This is a genomic window from Allobosea sp. RIT-PG3_2 (genome assembly GCF_057321085.1).
The window spans coordinates 100,180-115,977 of record NZ_JBXWCA010000004.1 but is presented as its reverse complement, the minus strand read 5'-3'; the positions used below and the strand labels follow the sequence as shown (position 1 = coordinate 115,977).

The window sequence follows — 15,798 nt, the reverse complement described above, 5'->3', positions numbered from 1 at the left end:
GGAATTTGATGAGCGATATCGCCCGATCGGTGCTGGACGACGAAGACCCCTTCGCGGGCGGCGATGTCGTGCCGATGCGCCTCGGCGATGCCGTGATCCAGCGCATCACCCAGGCGATTCATGACGGACGGCTGAAGCCGGGCGACTTCCTGCCGTCGGAAGCGCGGATCGCCGCTTCCTTCGGCGTCAGCAAGCCGATCGCGCGCGAAGCCATTCGCCAGCTCGCAGCGATGGGCGTCGTCCACATCCAGCAGGGCAAGCCGACCCGCGTGCGGGCGCTCGATGCCGCTCCGCTCGATCGCTTCTACCGCTTCGCCGTGCGTGGCCGCAGCAATGGGCTGACCGAGGCGGTGGAGCTGCGCCGCATCCTCGAGCCGCCGACCGCGGCCCATAGCGCCGAGCGCCGCTCGGCCGAGGACCTCGAGAAGCTCGACCTCATCCTCGCCCGGATGGAAGATGCGCTGGGCAACGTACCGCGCTGGATCGAGGCCGATCTCGATTTCCACGAAGCCGTCGCCGCCTCCTCCGGCAACCGCCTGCTCGACTTCCAGATCCGGGGCCTGAGGCCGGTGATCCGCGAGGTGATGGAGATCTTCAATTCGCGCGAGGCCCGCGGCCCCGAGGACTGGCAGCGCACCTTTGCGCGCCATGTCCGTGTCGTCGATGCGATCCGGGCTGGCGATGCGGCCGGGGCTTTCGCTGCCATGAATAAGCATTTCGAAGCGGCAGAAGCCGCCATCGCGGAACTCGCGAACCACAGGGAGGATCACCATGAGCCAGAGGACGACGCTCGACCGTAGGCAGTTCGGGGCGGGCATTCTGGGCTTGAGCTTCGCCGGGCTCGGCGCCGGGCAGGCTCGCGCGCAGAGCGGCCCGTTCAACGTCTTCACTCATCGCGTCATGCAGACGGTCTCAACCGGTGCGCAGGGCGGCGACATCACCAAGGACTGGGCGCAGAAGAACGGCGTCACCGTCCAATGGACGACCTTCGACACCGGTCCGTTGCAAGAGCGGCTGTTCCGCGAAGCCAGCCTCGGCGAGACCTCGGTCGATGTCGGCTTCGTCGTCAACACGCAGGTCGTGCCCCGCGCGGCGACGCTGTTCGAGCCGCTCGACGACTATCTGAAGAAGGACCCGGTCGAGGACATCGCCGACATCTTCCCCGGCCTGATGGAAGGCATGAAGGTCGGCGGCAAGCAGCTCGCCATCCCGTTCCGCCATGCCTCCTCCGGCCTGCACTACAATGAGGAGATACTGGCCGAGAAGGGCTTCTCCAAGCCGCCGGCGACGATCGAGGAGATGATCGAGATCGCCAAGGCCTGCAGCTATCGCCGCGCCGACGGAACGCAGGTCGTCGGTCTCTGCACGCCGGGCGTCACCTATCCCAACGTGATCGACCTCGCCCGCGCCTGGGACGGAGACTTCATCACGCCCGACTTCAAATGCGTCGCCGACCAGCCGCCGATGCTGAACGCGGTCCGCACCTTGCGCGAACTCTTCCAGGCCAACGCCTTCCCGCGCAGCTTCGCGACGCTCTCGCCGGAGGACGTCAACGTGTGGATGCAGCAGGGCCGGGCAGCGATGAGCCTGCAGAGCATGGGCCGCAACCGGATCTACAACGATCCGCAGAAGTCGAAATTCCCCGGCAAGATCAAGACGATCGCGGTTCCCGCTTCGAAGACGCTCGCCGGCAAATACGATGCCGCCCCCGCGAAGGTCGAGTTCTGGGGCATGGTCATCCCGAAGAATGCCAAGCGCAAGGATCTCGCCTGGAGCTTCATCAAGGCGATGACCGCCAAGGATGCGACGCTGAAGGCCGCCCTCAACGGCAACGGGCCGGTGCGCGCCTCGACCTATGCCGACCAGAGCTTCGCCGGAACGGTGCCCTACGCCGCCGAGGAGCTGAAGGTGCTGAAGGTGGCGCGCGTGCCCCTGCCGGCCTTCGACGAGGCGGCACGGGCCGGCGACTTCTTCAAGGAAGAGGCGGAGGCCGCCGTGCTCGGCATGAAGACGCCGGAGGAGGCGATGGCCTCTCTGGTCAAGCGCGTGCAGCCGCTGCTGCCGGCCTGAACGATCGAGAATACGGCGCGGTAACGGCGCCGGAGACACAATCCCGGAGGACATCGATGACGTTTCGGATCTCGCGCCGCCGGTTCGGCGCTCTCGCTGGTGCCGCCGCCACTTCGGCACTTCTGCCGAAAGGCGCCCTCGCCCAGGCAAAGACGCTGACGGCGCTCGGCCATCGCGTCCACCAGACGGCGGCGACGACGGGCCCCGGCGGTGACGCGACCGAGGGCTTCCGCAAAGCCAATGGCGCCGATGTGAACTGGGTGACCTTCGGCGACGTCAACGCCGTGCATGAGCGGCTGCTGCGCGAAGCCTCGTTGTCGGAGACCTCGATCGACGTCGCCTATCTCGTCAATGGCCGCGCTGTGCCCCGCAATCTCCAGCTCTTCGAGCCGCTCGACGCGCTGATGAAGCAGGCGCCGATCGAGGCTTTCGACGATTTCGCGCCCGGTCTCATCGGGCCGCTCAAGGTCGGCGACGCCTTGCACGGCATCCCGGTGCGCCATGCGACGAACGCGCTGATCTACAACGAAGCGTTGCTGGAGGAGCGCGGCGTCACCAAGCTGCCGACGAATTTCGAGGAGCTGACGGAGCTCGCCCGCAAGCTCACCTTCAAGCGCGAGGACGGCACGCAGGTCTACGGCCTCGCCTTCACCGCCGTCTTCGCCTCGAACTTCCTCACCCTCGCCCGCTGCCTCGGCGGCGACTACATGACATCGGACGGCAAGATCGTCGCGGCCGAGCCGCCGATGGTGAAGACGCTCTCTTTGCTCGCCGATTTCTACAAGGCCGGCGTGCTGCCGCGGAACTTCGCCACCGTGAACAACGAGGAAATCACGACCTGGATGCAGCAGGGCCGGGCCGCGATGACGATCAACCCCTTCGCCCGGCTCGTCACCTATAACGACCCGTCCAAGGGCAAATATGGCGGGCGCTTCAAATCGCTGCTGCCGCCGATGGCGGCCGATCTCGCCGGCAAGGTCGCCTTCGCGCCGACGGTCGAGTTCTGGTCGCTGATGATCCCGAAGAACGCCAAGCAGAAACCGCTGAGCTGGGAGTTCATCCGCGCGCTCTCCTCCAAGGCCGGCACGACCGCGATGGCGTTGAACGGCAACGGCCCCGTGCGCATCTCGACCTATGCCGACGAGAAGCTGAAGGCGGCGATGCCCTATGCCGCCGACGAGGCCGCAGCGCTCAAGGCCTCGCGCATCCATCTCCCGGCGTTCGACGAACAGGCACGCGCTCACGACATCTTCATCGAGGAGACGCAGGCCGCGGTGCTCGGCCGCAAGCCGGCGCAGCAGGCGATGGACGATGCGACCGCCCGTGTGAAGCCGCTGCTCGGCTGATGACGGGCGCACTTTCGGGACGCGTCGCGCTGGTTACCGGCGCGGCGCGCGGGATCGGCCTCGCCATCGCGACGGCCCTGGCCGGCGCGGGCGCGCATATCGTCATCCACGATCGCGACGAAGAGGCCGATGCGGTCGCCCGTCGCCTTGGCAGCGGCGGACAGGCGACACCGCTCATCGCCGATCTCGCCCAGCCGGACGCCATCGGCCGGATGCACGCCGAACTCGATAGGCAGGCGCTCGCGCCCGACATCCTCGTGCTCTGCGCCTCGGTCGAGATCCGCCAGACGCTTGCCGAATTGAGCGACGAGGCTCTGGCAGTGCAGAGCGAGGTCAATCTGCACGCGACGGCGCGGCTCCTGAAAGCCTTTCTCCCCGCAATGCAAGCCGGCGGTTTTGGCCGCGTCATCGCGATCGGCTCCGTGCAGGAGGCGCGCGCCAACGCCGACTGCCTTTATTACGCCGCCACCAAGGCCGCGCAGACGAACATGATCCTGAACCTCGCCCGGACCACGCGAGCCGGGGACATCACCTTCAACGTCATCCAGCCCGGCGCCATCCGCACCGATCGCAATCGCTCGATCCTGGCTCAGCCCGGCCGCGAGGAGCAGGCTCTCGCACGCATCCCGCTCGGCCGGATCGGCCTCCCCGATGATTGCGCAGGTCTGGCGCTGCTGCTCTGCTCTCCAGAGGGAAGCTATATCAACGGCGCCGAGATCGCGGTGGATGGCGGCATGCGGCTTTGATGGGAGCCGCCGCTTCCTGCGAGCGCAGGGGCTTACTCTGAGACCTTGATATCCAGTTCCCGGATCAGCCGACCGAAGCGCTCGACGTCCGCGTTGACGAGACGCGCCATGTCCGAAGGCGAGCCGGGCGCGGGAACGAGGCCGCTGGCTTCGAGCTTGGCCGCGATTTCGGGAGCGGTGATCGCTTTCGCGGCAGCCGCATTCAGCCGCTCGACGATCGGCGCAGGGGTCCCGGCCGGGGCGACGAGACCGAAGAAATTCGGGATCAGGGGGTCGTCGGCGAGGCCGAGTTCCGCCATCGTCGGCACGTCGTTCATCTGGGGCAGATGGCGGTCGCTACCGACCGCAATCGCCTTCAACTTCCCATCCTGCATCAGGGAGATCGCGGCCGGCGGCGTGGTGATGGTCAAGGCGACTTCGCCCGTCGCGACCGCGGTGACGGCTGGCGGCGCCCCGCGATAGGGCACATGGACCATCTTGACGCCAAGCCGCCGCGCCAGCGCCTCGATGTTGAGGTGGGCCATGCTGCCCTTGCCGAAGCTGGCATAGGCGAGTTCGCGCTGCTTCGCGAGCGCAGCCAGCTCCGCGAAACTGTTCACGCCGAGCCCGGGATTGACGACGAGAACGTAGGGGCCCGTAGCAACGACGCCGATATAGGCGAAATCGCGCTTCCCATCGATCGCCTGCTGCGGCATCAGGATCGGATTGATCCCGAACACCTCCCGCGGCGCCATCAGCAGCGTATAGCCGTCAGGCTGTGCCCGCGCCACGGCTGCCGCTCCCACCATGCCGTTGGCGCCGGGCCGGTTCTCGACGACGATCGACTGGCCGAAATCGAGACGCAGTTTTTCCGCGACCAACCGCGCCGCAAGGTCGACAGCGCCTCCGGCGGGATAGGGCACGACCAGCAGGATCTGCTTGGCGGGATAGACCGGCTGGCTCTGAGCCAGGCCCGGCAGGATGAAGGAACCCGCGCCGGCAAGAGCCAGAAAGGCCCGGCGAGACATCTGCCCGGACATGTTGACCTCCCATCCAGTTGTTCGTTGTCGTTGAGGCGATGATCAAGAACGGTCGGCGGCATGGACATGCCGGGTCCATTGTTCCCAGGCGCGGTCCATGGCGAAGGGCGTCAGGTTGAATTCGGCGGCGGACAGCGCCTCTGCGGCCGTCAATCGGCGAATCGTGCCGATCTGGGCCGCCTTCAGCTGCACATCGGCGTTGCGGGCGCCATAGATCGACCGGAAGGTGAGCTCCCGGATCGACCGGCCTGCGACGGTGGCGCCGTGGCCGCGCATCAGGACGGTCCAGTTATTGCCCAAAGCACGAGCGAGCGAATCCCCCTGCGCATGTGTCGAGACGATCAGGTTCGTATCGCCGAACTCGCTTTGGCTGTCCCAGAGGGCACCGTCGCACCCATGGTCGCGCCGAGATGGAAGACCGGGACGAGCTCCGCGTCGCTGGTGCAGAACGGCATCATCGCCGGCGCGTGGTGGTGGCAGACCGCGAGCACGTCAGGACGCGCGCGGTAGATCGCGCCATGGATGCTGCGTTCTGCGAAGATGCGGGCATCCGTCACCGAAACGAGGGCGTCCTCCAGGTCGAAGACGAGGATATCCTCGACGGTGACCAGTTCGGCGGCCCGGGTTCTCGGCATCAGATAATGGTCCGCGCGATGGGGGTGGCGCGCCGAGACATGCCCGAAGCTGTCGATGATCCCTTCATGAGCGAGAATGCGGCTGGCGAGGACGAGGTCGGCGACGATCGCATCGAGCTCCGGAGAGCCCTGTCGGAGCGGAGCCTCGCCGGCATGAACGGGCGCGTTCGACAGCATGGGATGACCTCGATCACTGCGCGCATCTGCGCCGTCGAGGCAGGATCATCCATTCCGCCGGGGAAAATCCAATGCGAAGCGCTTAGGTCAGCACTAAGCGTTTTGCTATGGCTCGGCAGCGGATAACGGGTGCCCCAACCCGGCCATCGCCGCGGAAAGCGTCGTCATCGCCGAGCTGACGGCCTCGCGGATAATCGGGAGCGAGGCGAGTTGCCCAGCCTTGCGGGAACCCGCGAGGTAAAGCGTGCGCCTGATAACCGGCGCCACGATGGGTCGTGCGAACAGCGTCCCGGCGGCGACTTCGGCGAGCACGGTCCCGTAAGGCAGGATGCCGGCGCCGGACCCGCGGGCGACCAGCGTCTTGATGCCGGAGATCGAACGAACCTGATGCTCCAGCCTGATGCAGAGCCCGTGTTCGCCGGAGGTCTTCTCGACGAGTGAGCGTACGCCATCGCGCAGTTCCGGCAGAATAAGCGGGTACGCTAGAGCCTCCGCGAAGGTGATGGGGGCCTCGTCCGGGTATCCCGTCGCCGTGACGAGCACGAGGTCTTCCTGATAGAGGGCGCGCTTCCAGAATCCGGCCGCTTCCGGCACCTCGTAAGCCAGGACCAGGTCGAGATCGGCCCGATGCAGATTGTCCACCAGGAGGTGGCTCATCTCCTCGGTGAGGCTGACGGCCAGCCGAGGGGCGCACTCCGATATCCGCAGCAACAGTTCCGGACCGATGATCTGCATCAGGCTCGGAGTGAGGCCGAACCGGACGGCTTCATGCGCGTCGTCGCGTGCCTCCCGGCGCGCAAGCTCGACGAGGTCGAGGATCTCGACGGCGCGCTGGAACAGTTTCTCGCCTGCGACGGTGGGCGAAACGCCGCGCGAGTGACGCGTCAGCAATGTGACGCCAAGGCCTTCCTCGAGCTGCTTGATTTGCATGCCCAAAGCCGGTTGCGCGATCCGAAGCTCCTCCGCCGCGCGCGTCATGTTGGCGGTTTCGATCACGCGGACGAAGTACTTGAGTTGGCGGAGATTCACGTCCGCTCCGGGTGGGCTGCGTGCTTCGGGCGGTAAACCCTGCCACGAACGGGCTCGATCTGACGAGTCCGCATTCGATGATACCGCACGCTTCAAACGATCGTCGAGCGCGGGCGCCTATCTCGGACCGGCATCGCGACGATCCGGGTCCGGCGAAACCGGCCGGAACGGCTGCATGTCCATTCTCAGCCAATGATCGGCGCCCAACCGGCGCAGCTGCTCGATGGCGTGAAACGACTTATTGGTCGCTTCACGATAGCCGGCCAGACATCCCTGCAGCTTCCGACCGAGCGCGTCGGTCGAAGGCGGGTCGTTCGGCGAGCCGGGAATGGCCGCCCGCTCGATTCGATGCAGACTGCGGGCGCCGTCGCGTACGTCCAGGATAACCTTTCCGAATTCGATATCGCCGCCACTGGGTTGCGCAGCGTCCACCACGATTTCGATACGATCCATCAGCATCGCGATGTCACGCCGTTGCGTCGCTTCCTTCGAATAGTGCTGCAGGGTGGGAACGCCTTCCAGCAACGCAACGGCAAGGTTGAATGGCGCAGAGAATTTGGCTTCGAGCGCCGATGTGGGGCGATCATATTTGAGGGCGTCGAAACTTTCCGCCGGCGCCGTCAGAACGAACCGCAGCTTTGTTATCTCGGTCCCACTGGAGGCAAGAGCGGCGCGCGCATCGAGCGCAACGCCGATCATGCGATGCGCCGCGTAGCAGCACGGATATAATTTGATCGAGACCCTGCCGGGCTGCGCGATGAAGGTGTCATCGCTCGGCGTCAGCGTGCCGTCATTGCCGCCATAGAGATCAGAGTAACCCTGCGCGCCGAACACGTCCGGCGCGCCAGTGATTCCGGCCAAGGCGAGGCGCACTGCGCGAAGCCCGGCAACGGCCGCGAAACCGGCATGAGCGGGCTTGGCCTGCGTTCCGAAATTGACCCGGAGCCCGCCCGACATCGATGCACAAAGGGCAAAGGCCGCGGTCATCTGTTCATGCGACAGCCGATGAAGACGCCCGACAGCGGCCGTTGCGGCAAACGCCCCAACGGTTCCGGTGCCATGCCATCCCTTGTTGTAATGCCCCTGCCCCAGACGCCGAGCGACCGCATGCGCCGCAATCAGCCCGGCGCCGAACGATGCGATGACCTCGTCCGCATTGTTGCTTCGCGGTCCATCCGTGACCACCGCGGGCACGATGACCGTGCTGGCATGCGCCATGCCGTCGAGATACACGTCGTCGAAATCGAGCGCGTGCGCCGCGATGGCATTGATCATCACCGCGGCTTCAATGCTTTCGCACGGCTCGCCCGACCATGTCGCCGCACCGCTTCCGGCATAGGCCGATAGCGCATGGCGCGTGACAGGCTCCAGGAATCCCGGCGCGGCGACGCAGATGGTGTCAGCTATGGAGCGCGCCACCAGTGCGCGGGTCACGGCATCGTCGATCGCGCAGTTGCGCACCGCATGCACAAGCCGATCGGAAAAGCCGTTATTCATCAATGTGTTACTTGCCCGGGTATGAGCCTTGATAGCCCAGCGCTCGGCTGAGCAGCTCCGCTTGTTTGCGCACCAGCGCAGACAGTTGTTCTTCCTTGCCGGCGTCGAAGCGAACCTGCGGCACCGTGATGCAGATGCTGCCGATGACGGAATTGTCCATCTTGTAGATCGGCGAACCGATGCCGATGGCACCCACGATCTTGTCGCCGTAGGAGGACGCATAGCACTACTACGATCCCTATAAGTTCACCCACCAGGGCGCCGGCTGGACCAATCTGCGAGATCTCTCCGGGGTTACCTGGGGCCGACCGGACGAGCGGGCGCGGATTGAGGCCGATTTCGACGCGGCGCAAGCGTGGTCTCGTGCGGAAGGACGTCCGATCCACCTCGGCGAGTTCGGCGTCTACGACCGGGCGACGATGCCCGACCGCGTGGCCTGGACTGCTGCTGTCGCCCGCGCTGCCGAGAGGCGCGGATGGCCATGGGCCTACTGGCAGTTCACCGGGGACTTCGTGCTCTATGACCTGCAGCGCGACGAATGGGTGCGGCCGATCTTGGAGGCGTTGACCCCGGCGCGCTAGATTCGGGCGGCTTCGGCTTGACGAGCCGCCACGGAGCTATTGCGGATTCATGTGCCCGCGAGAGTGTCAGAACAGGAATTCGTCAGCGTCATTGTCGGCAGAACCAGCAGCCATATCGACTTTCTCCAACGCCGATATGTTCAATGTGTCGAGAACGGTAGCGTAGACGGTGCGCTCAGCCGCCATGGTATAGTTCGGCCAGATGTGTTCTCGCAGAAGCCGCTCAACGGCCTCTTTTGTCGCGGCGTCGTCAGGCACGACATCCTGCGCTGCAATGGCAAGTTGGTCGGCCGCAGCTTGGATCAGGTCGCTCATTGCCCCTGTATTGGAAAAGGCGAGCCGTGCCTGTGCGACCACGCTGGCGAAGCTGCTGCTGTCGAGGCCGAGCTGATCAAGTGCGATGTCGAGCCTTTGGCCGGATTGGTGCATCGCCTGAAGCGACGCCTTCATCGTATCGTTGAGCTCCGCGAAACGGCGCGCGTCGGGCCGCTCGTCACTCAGCACCCTTTTGGTCGCGGCGTCGATCGAGGTGAAAGTCGGCGTCAGGCTCGAAGCATCTTTCGAGATTTGATTGGCGGCATTCTTCAGCTCCTGAGCGATGATGACGAGGCTGCGCCCGTCTGCGCCAAGTCTTGCCGCGCGCAAGCCCGCATTGAGGCCGATGAGAACGATGTCCGCCACCGTGTCGGAGAGCGACGCCACTGTCTGCTGGCAGGCTTCCAGCACATATCTCAGCGCAAATGCGGCCGCATCGACCTGGGCGCGTCCCTGATCGCATTTGCGCAGGAGATCGGACGCCTCGCCCAGCTCCAGTTCGAGCTTCTGCATGAAAGACGCGGACCCGTCGCCGCCATTGCGATAGACGACCGCGACGAGATCCATCAGCGCGGCGGTGTCTCCTGCGAGCAACGTCAGTGCGGACTGGATCGAATCCGCATCGCGGCCGAGCTCCGTCGCGCAGGCGCGCAGCTGAGTGGATTCCAGGCGCGCAAGCACGGTGCCGGTCGCAGCCTTGGCTTCCTCGCTCAATGTGGCGGCTGGGCTGGCGCTCTCGGAAATCGCGCCCTTGAACCTCAGCCCCGCGATGGCGTGTTCAAGCCTCTGGCGGATGCTGTCGCCCGATTGCAGCGCAATGATCGCGCCGCCGGCGGCGAGCGCGATCTTGCCGGAATGAGCGGCCGCATCGCTCGTCAAGATGACGGCGCTGGCCTGTCGTGCCTCCACCTCGGCCAGCGACTGCAGCAGTTTCGCGGCCAGCGTCGTCAAAACGCTGCCGTAACGGCTCTGGAAGTCGCGCTGTGCCGAAACCGCCGTCGCTAGCAGGCCATTCATCTGCCCGTGATCGCGAACGGAGGTTTGGATGGCGCTCTGGGCCTTCGTGGTCAGCATGACGATTTCATTGGTGAAATCGCCGAAATCGTCGTCGATCGACCTTACCGAGACGGCTTCAATACGTGCGCTCCGAGCCAGGATCGTAATCAGCCCCATGTTTTGGAGCAGGCGCTCCAGCGCCTGGAACGCCATCTGGCTGTGCGTCGCCAGGTCCCGAAGCGCCACTGCTTCCGTGCGCAGGGCCTGGTCGAGCATGCCGAGCTCGTGAGCCAGCGTCGAAAGCGCGTTGCGTGCCCGAGCGAGCTCGCTCCCGCTGAGCTCGGATGACAGCCCGGAAAGCCGTCGCTTGAGTGCCTCGAAGAGCTCGAGACCTTCACCGAGCCTATGCCCTGCCGTCGCGAAGGTGAGGTCGATCTCCCGGCTATTGCGCTCAAGGGAATCGATCAGTCGCGGCAGCATGCCGTCATGCGAACGCATTATGCCCTCCGGCTCAAATACGACATGGGTCACGCGCCGCGCGCAATACTTGCGCCGGCAGATCGCGGCATTGCCGTCCACGTCATGATTTCATGCGGCACCCGGGCAAGGCCGACCACGCTGTCGGCAGCGCTCAGTTTGATCGCCTCCTTGGGCATGCCGAAGACGACGCAGCTCTCCTCGTCCTGGGCCAGCGTGCGAGCACCGGCCTTGCGCATTTCGAGCAGGCCGCGGGCGCCGTCATCGCCCATGCCGGTCATGATCAGGCCGAGCGCGTTGGCTCCGGCATATTGCGCCGCCGAGCGGAACAGCACATCCACGGACGGGCGATGGCGGGATACCGGAGGTCCGTCCTTGATGGCGACGCGATATTGCCGGCCGAAGCGCTGCAGCAGCATGTGCCGATTGCCGGGCGCGAGCAGGACGCGGCCGGTCGAGACCTCGTCGCCATCTTCGGCCTCCTTGATCTCCATGGCGCAGAGGCCGTTGAGCCGTTTGGCGAAGGCGGCAGTGAACTTTTCAGGCATGTGCTGGACGATGGCGATACCCGGGCAGTTTGCCGGCAGCGCCTCCAGGACCTCGCGCAAGGTCTCGGTGCCGCCGGTCGAGATGCCGATGCAGACGATGCGGTCGGTCGCATGCCCGGCTCGGCCCGCCACCGGTGGTGGCAGGATGGCGTCGGCGGTCAGCTTCTTCTCGATCACCATCCGCGGCTCGCGCGACCGCAGCCGCGCCTGCGCGGCCGCCCTGACGGCATGGCGCAGACGGTCCGCCGTTTCGATCAGCGCAATGCGCGTATCGATGCGCGGCTTGGGCAGAACATCGACCGCGCCGGCCTCGAGCGCATCGAACAGCGCCTGGGAACCGGCTTCGGTCAACGTCGAGCAGATGATCACCGGAATGGGCCGCTGCGCCATGATCTTGCGCAGGAAGGTCAGCCCGTCCATCCCCGGCATCTCGATGTCGAGGATCATCACGTCGGGCAGTTCGTCCCTCATCCGCCTGGCTGCGGCGAAGGCGTCCGCCGCCAGGCCGATCACCTCGATGCCCGGATCGTCGCCGAGGATCGAATTCATCGCCTGACGTACGGAAGCCGAGTCGTCGACGATGAGGACCCGAATGGACTTGCAGGTCATGCTGCGGCCCTCCTCGCAGCGGCCGGACCGGCCTGATAGATCGTGGGCGCGACCGATCGGAGGCTGGCGACGCCGCTCCCGGCCATCGATTCCGAATGGCCGAGCATCAGATAGCCGCCCGGCCGCAGATGTGAAACGAGCCGCGATATCACCGCCTGCTGCGTCGGCTTGTCGAAATAGATCAGCACGTTGCGGCAGAAGATGACATCGACGTCGCGGTCGAACGGATAGCTGTCGTCCATCAGGTTCAGGCGATCGAAGTGGGCCAAGCGGCGCAGCTCCGGCGCCACCCGAACGATGGTTTCGGCAGGGTTCTTCGCGCGCATCAGATAGCGCTGCTGCATGGGCACCGGCACGGGCGCGACGAACTCGCGCGGATAGATCGCTTCCCGAGCCTCGCGCAGCACCTCGGTCGAGATGTCCGTGCCCAGAATCGAGAACCGCATCGGCAGGCCGGCATTGACCAGATCCTGCAGCACCATGGCGGCCGAATAGGCCTCGGCGCCTGTCGAGCAGGCGGCGCTCCAGACCTTGAGATCGAGTTGCCGGTCACCACGCTGGCGGGCGAGCTGCGGGACCGCCTTGTCACGCAGGAATTCGAAATGGCTGGGCTCACGGAAGAAGTCGGTCTTATTGGTGGTGACGCAGTCGATCAGATGGATCAGTTCGGCGTCGAGCCCGTCCTTCTTGAACAGCAGGTCGCCATACGCCGTCAGATCTGCAAGCCCAAGCGCGCGCACGCGCTTGCGAAGGCGTCCCTCGACCATCGTCTTCTTGGTCTGCGGCAGCTTGATGCCGACGCGGGTCTCGATGACATGTGCGATCGCGGCGAAATGCTTGTCGGTCAGGTGGTCGAAGGCGTCGGATCGAGGCAGCGTCATCGGTCAGGCGGCCTTCTCATCGGCAGAGGCGGGCAGGAACTCCAGCTCGCCGCCCGCCATCAGTCGCGCGAGGTCGAACACGACGATGAACGCCTCGCCCTTGCGGCCGATGCCGGCGATGTAGTTCGACTCCCAGCGGCCGCCGACATCCGGCGCCGCCTCGGTGTCGTCGCCATCGAGGCCTGTGACCTCGAACACCCGGTCGGCGACGAAGCCCACGCCCATCGTGCGGCCCTTGACCGGCACGTCGAGGATGATGATGCGCGTGGCCTCGGTCGCACCTGCGGCCGGGAGGCCAAGCTTGATGCGCAAATCAATGACGGGATAGCCGGTTCCGCGGACATCGATCATGCCGAGCATGAAGTCCGGCGCATGCGGCAGCTTCGAGATCGGCCGCATGTCGAGGATCTCCCGGACATTGCGGATATCGATGCCGAACAGTTCCTGATCGATGCCGAGCGTCAGATATTGAGCGGTGTCGGCCATGATGACCTCCGGACCATGGAAAGGAAGGCGAGCGGCGTGTGAACCGGATCCCCGACGACGCCGGGATGGCATGGCCGGGGATCGTTCTCGCGTCAGCCGCGCTGGAAAGCTTCGTCCTGCTCGTCGGCGCCGCCGTTCATGTCGAAGGCGAAGCCGCCATTGGCGACCTTCTTCGGCTGCCGGACAGCGGAGGCCACGGACCTCTTCGGTGTCACCGCAGCCTTCATCGTCGCGGCCTTGTCGCGCAGCTGGGTCACGGCGCGGTCGAGTGAGGCCGGCTTGCCCGGGTTGCGATGACCGGCCTCCCCCAGGCGAAAGAAGCTGATCGTTGCCTGCAGCGTCTCGGCCTGGGCCGAGAGTTCCTCGGAGGTCGCAGAGACCTGCTCGGAGGCCGCAGCGTTCTGCTGGGTGACCTTGTCGAGTTGCTGGATCGCCTGGTTGATCTGGCTCGCTCCGACATCCTGCTCGCGGCTGGCCGAGGTGATCTCCTCGACGAGTTCGGCGGTCTTCTTGATGTCGGGCACCAGCTTGGCCAGCATCGAGCCGGCCTCCTGCGCGACCTTGACCGTCTCGACCGAGAGCGTGCCGATCTCGGCCGCTGCCGCCTGGCTGCGTTCGGCGAGCTTGCGTACTTCGGAGGCCACCACGGCGAAGCCCTTGCCGTGTTCGCCGGCGCGGGCAGCCTCGACGGCCGCGTTCAGGGCGAGCAGATCGGTCTGACGGGCAATCTCCTGGACGATGTTGATCTTGGCCGCGATGGTCTGCATGGCCTCGACAGCCTTGCTGACCGCGATACCGCTTGCCTCGGCATCCTTTGCCGATTGACCCGCCATCATCTCGGTGGTCGAGGCGTTCTCGGCGTTCTGCTTCACGTTCGCGGCCATTTCCTCCATCGAGGACGACGCCTCCTCCGTCGACGAGGCCTGCTCGGTCGAGCCCTGCGACAGCTGCTCGGCGCTGGCGGACAGCTCCTGCGAGCCCGCGGCCATGTTGTCCGCGGCAGCCGTGACCTGACCGACGACGTCGCGAAGCTTGATCACCATGTTCTCGAGCGAGATGCCGAGCGTGTCCTTGTCGGACAGCGGCTTGGCATCGACCGTCAGCTCGCCATTGGCAATCGCATCGGCCACGGCGGCGGTCGCGTTGAGATTGGCCGTCATGGTGTTGAGCGAGATGACGAGATCGCCGATCTCGTCATTGCTCTTGACCGCGATCGTCTGGCCGAGATCGCCGATGGCAACGGCATTTGCGAGGGCGACGGCGCTGGACAGGCCGCGGCCGATATTGATCGCGATCCACAAGGCGGCGCCGATGGCGATGAGCAGCGAGCCGACGATGATGGCGAGCAGCAGGTTCCTCGCAAAGTCGGCCTGCTCGGCAGCATTCTTTGCGGCGTTGTAGGAAGAGGTCTTGATGAACTCGTTGTACTCGTTGAACGAGGCCAACAGGTCGTTGATCGCGTCTCGCCCCTCGCCCATCGAGAGGTTCGTTGCCTTGAGGTTGCCGCCCTCCGCCACGACGCTGACGACCTTAGCGACGCTCGCGATGAAACGGTCGGTCATCGGCGACAGATTGCCCGCCGACACGCCGGCCGCGGCGATCGTGCTCGCGGTCTTCGGCACAGCCGCCTTCAGGGCCGCCAGGTCCGCGCCGGCCTCCTTTACGGCCCTGGCCAGCTCGTCTGTCGAACCCGCCCCGAAGCTCTCCGCCATCGTGATCAGGACCTGACGGTTCACCAGCTGTAGATCGAGGAGGGCCAAGACCGCGCGCTGGGATTCGCTCGTGTTCTTGGCATCGAGCTCCGACTTGATCTCGTTGACCATCGCGACGAACGCGTCGCGTACAGGCTTGCCTTCCGTCTCCCAGAGCTGCACCGCGCGGTTGCTGGAGTTGAGCTTCGCATTGCGGAGCGTCTCCTCTTGCACAGCCGTGTACCGGGCAAATTTCGGCTGCATCGCATCGATGCGACGCCGCCCGTCCGCACTCGCTACCGCCGCCAGATCCGCGATTTCCTTGCGCGCCTTGGCCAGCGCGACATTCGACCGGCCGACGAAGTCGGCCGTGTCCTTGTCCGTGGTCGAAAGCACCGCGTTCTTTTCCGAACGGATGCCTATGTTGAGGCTCTCGCGGATATCGCCGAGCTGGTCCATCCGGTTGGTCCAGTTGACGAGAGCCGTCTGGGTCTCCGTCATTTCGGTCAGCTTGACATAGGAGAGGCCGCCGGCGGCCATTGACAGGGCGATGACGACGCCGAAGGCGCCGGCCAGTTTGGTCTTGATGGTCATACGCATGACTGTCTCGCTGGAAAACGGAGGGTAAGGGAGAGGCGGATTCGGCGTAGGCGTCCCGAAGGGCAAAAGGCCCAGATAAGCAACGTGAAGTCTTG

At 65.5% G+C, this 15,798-nt stretch carries 13 protein-coding genes and 4 pseudogenes; 5 read left to right on the top strand and 12 right to left on the bottom strand.

All coding sequences use genetic code 11. The features are described from left to right. Positions 1-8: 8 nt before the first annotated feature. The 4 genes from AC2FAN_RS13875 to AC2FAN_RS13860 are packed head-to-tail and all read left to right on the top strand — an operon-like array spanning position 9 to position 4,162. Positions 9-800, top strand: coding sequence for a FadR/GntR family transcriptional regulator (locus AC2FAN_RS13875; protein WP_485174757.1), 792 nt, complete (start codon positions 9-11; stop codon positions 798-800). Next, the gene (locus AC2FAN_RS13870) at positions 772-2,070 is read left to right on the top strand and encodes an ABC transporter substrate-binding protein (protein ID WP_485174755.1); all 1,299 of its coding nucleotides are present in this window, start codon (positions 772-774) and stop codon (positions 2,068-2,070) included. Before AC2FAN_RS13875 ends, AC2FAN_RS13870 begins: the two co-directional genes overlap by 29 nt. 56 nt (positions 2,071-2,126) lie before the next feature. Then, complete coding sequence (locus AC2FAN_RS13865) at positions 2,127-3,416, top strand: ABC transporter substrate-binding protein (protein WP_485174753.1); 1,290 nt, start codon at positions 2,127-2,129, stop codon at positions 3,414-3,416. After that, entirely contained in the window at positions 3,416-4,162 is a 747-nt protein-coding gene (locus AC2FAN_RS13860; protein ID WP_265050766.1) for an SDR family NAD(P)-dependent oxidoreductase, read from the top strand. Before AC2FAN_RS13865 ends, AC2FAN_RS13860 begins: the two co-directional genes overlap by 1 nt. A 32-nt stretch (positions 4,163-4,194) precedes the next feature. On the opposite strand, the gene AC2FAN_RS13855 is transcribed toward AC2FAN_RS13860, so the two are convergent. The 6 genes and pseudogenes from AC2FAN_RS13855 to AC2FAN_RS13830 all read right to left on the bottom strand — a co-directional run. Next, entirely contained in the window at positions 4,195-5,181 is a 987-nt protein-coding gene (locus tag AC2FAN_RS13855; protein WP_485174751.1) for a Bug family tripartite tricarboxylate transporter substrate binding protein, read from the bottom strand. Positions 5,182-5,223: 42 nt separating this feature from the next. After that, positions 5,224-5,481 carry a hypothetical protein gene (locus tag AC2FAN_RS13850; protein WP_485174749.1) on the bottom strand — a complete coding sequence of 86 codons (258 nt, stop codon included), beginning with the start codon at positions 5,479-5,481 and terminating at the stop codon, positions 5,224-5,226. Between the two features lie 41 nt (positions 5,482-5,522). Further along, positions 5,523-5,993: a class II aldolase/adducin family protein gene (locus tag AC2FAN_RS13845; protein ID WP_485174747.1), complete on the bottom strand. Its 471-nt coding sequence runs from the start codon at positions 5,991-5,993 to the stop codon at positions 5,523-5,525. A gap of 105 nt (positions 5,994-6,098) precedes the next feature. After that, positions 6,099-7,022, bottom strand: coding sequence for a LysR family transcriptional regulator (locus tag AC2FAN_RS13840; protein ID WP_485174745.1), 924 nt, complete (start codon positions 7,020-7,022; stop codon positions 6,099-6,101). 117 nt (positions 7,023-7,139) lie between these two features. Then, positions 7,140-8,519 carry an MmgE/PrpD family protein gene (locus AC2FAN_RS13835; RefSeq protein WP_485174743.1) on the bottom strand — a complete coding sequence of 460 codons (1,380 nt, stop codon included), beginning with the start codon at positions 8,517-8,519 and terminating at the stop codon, positions 7,140-7,142. Positions 8,520-8,526: 7 nt separating this feature from the next. After that, positions 8,527-8,730, bottom strand: a pseudogene (locus AC2FAN_RS13830) (IclR family transcriptional regulator domain-containing protein); the annotation flags it as partial. 25 nt (positions 8,731-8,755) lie between these two features. On the opposite strand from AC2FAN_RS13830, the pseudogene AC2FAN_RS13825 reads away from it, so the two are divergent. Next, positions 8,756-9,100 (top strand): annotated as a pseudogene (locus AC2FAN_RS13825) (cellulase family glycosylhydrolase); the annotation flags it as partial. A 66-nt stretch (positions 9,101-9,166) separates the two neighbouring features. Here AC2FAN_RS13825 and AC2FAN_RS13820 read toward each other — a convergent pair. The 6 genes and pseudogenes from AC2FAN_RS13820 to AC2FAN_RS13795 form a co-directional block, all read right to left on the bottom strand. Further along, on the bottom strand, positions 9,167-10,687 hold the full coding sequence (locus AC2FAN_RS13820; RefSeq protein ID WP_485174741.1) for a hypothetical protein: 1,521 nt from the start codon (positions 10,685-10,687) through the stop codon (positions 9,167-9,169). A gap of 251 nt (positions 10,688-10,938) precedes the next feature. Then, positions 10,939-12,045, bottom strand: coding sequence for a protein-glutamate methylesterase/protein-glutamine glutaminase (locus AC2FAN_RS13815; protein WP_485174739.1), 1,107 nt, complete (start codon positions 12,043-12,045; stop codon positions 10,939-10,941). Further along, complete coding sequence (locus AC2FAN_RS13810; RefSeq protein WP_485174737.1) at positions 12,042-12,926, bottom strand: CheR family methyltransferase; 885 nt, start codon at positions 12,924-12,926, stop codon at positions 12,042-12,044. Before AC2FAN_RS13810 ends, AC2FAN_RS13815 begins: the two co-directional genes overlap by 4 nt. A gap of 3 nt (positions 12,927-12,929) precedes the next feature. Further along, on the bottom strand, positions 12,930-13,412 hold the full coding sequence (locus AC2FAN_RS13805) for a chemotaxis protein CheW (RefSeq protein ID WP_485174735.1): 483 nt from the start codon (positions 13,410-13,412) through the stop codon (positions 12,930-12,932). A 92-nt stretch (positions 13,413-13,504) separates the two neighbouring features. Beyond that, positions 13,505-14,743 (bottom strand): annotated as a pseudogene (locus AC2FAN_RS13800) (methyl-accepting chemotaxis protein); the annotation flags it as partial. A 489-nt stretch (positions 14,744-15,232) separates the two neighbouring features. Then, a pseudogene (locus AC2FAN_RS13795) lies at positions 15,233-15,697 on the bottom strand (MCP four helix bundle domain-containing protein); the annotation flags it as partial. Positions 15,698-15,798: the final 101 nt, after the last annotated feature.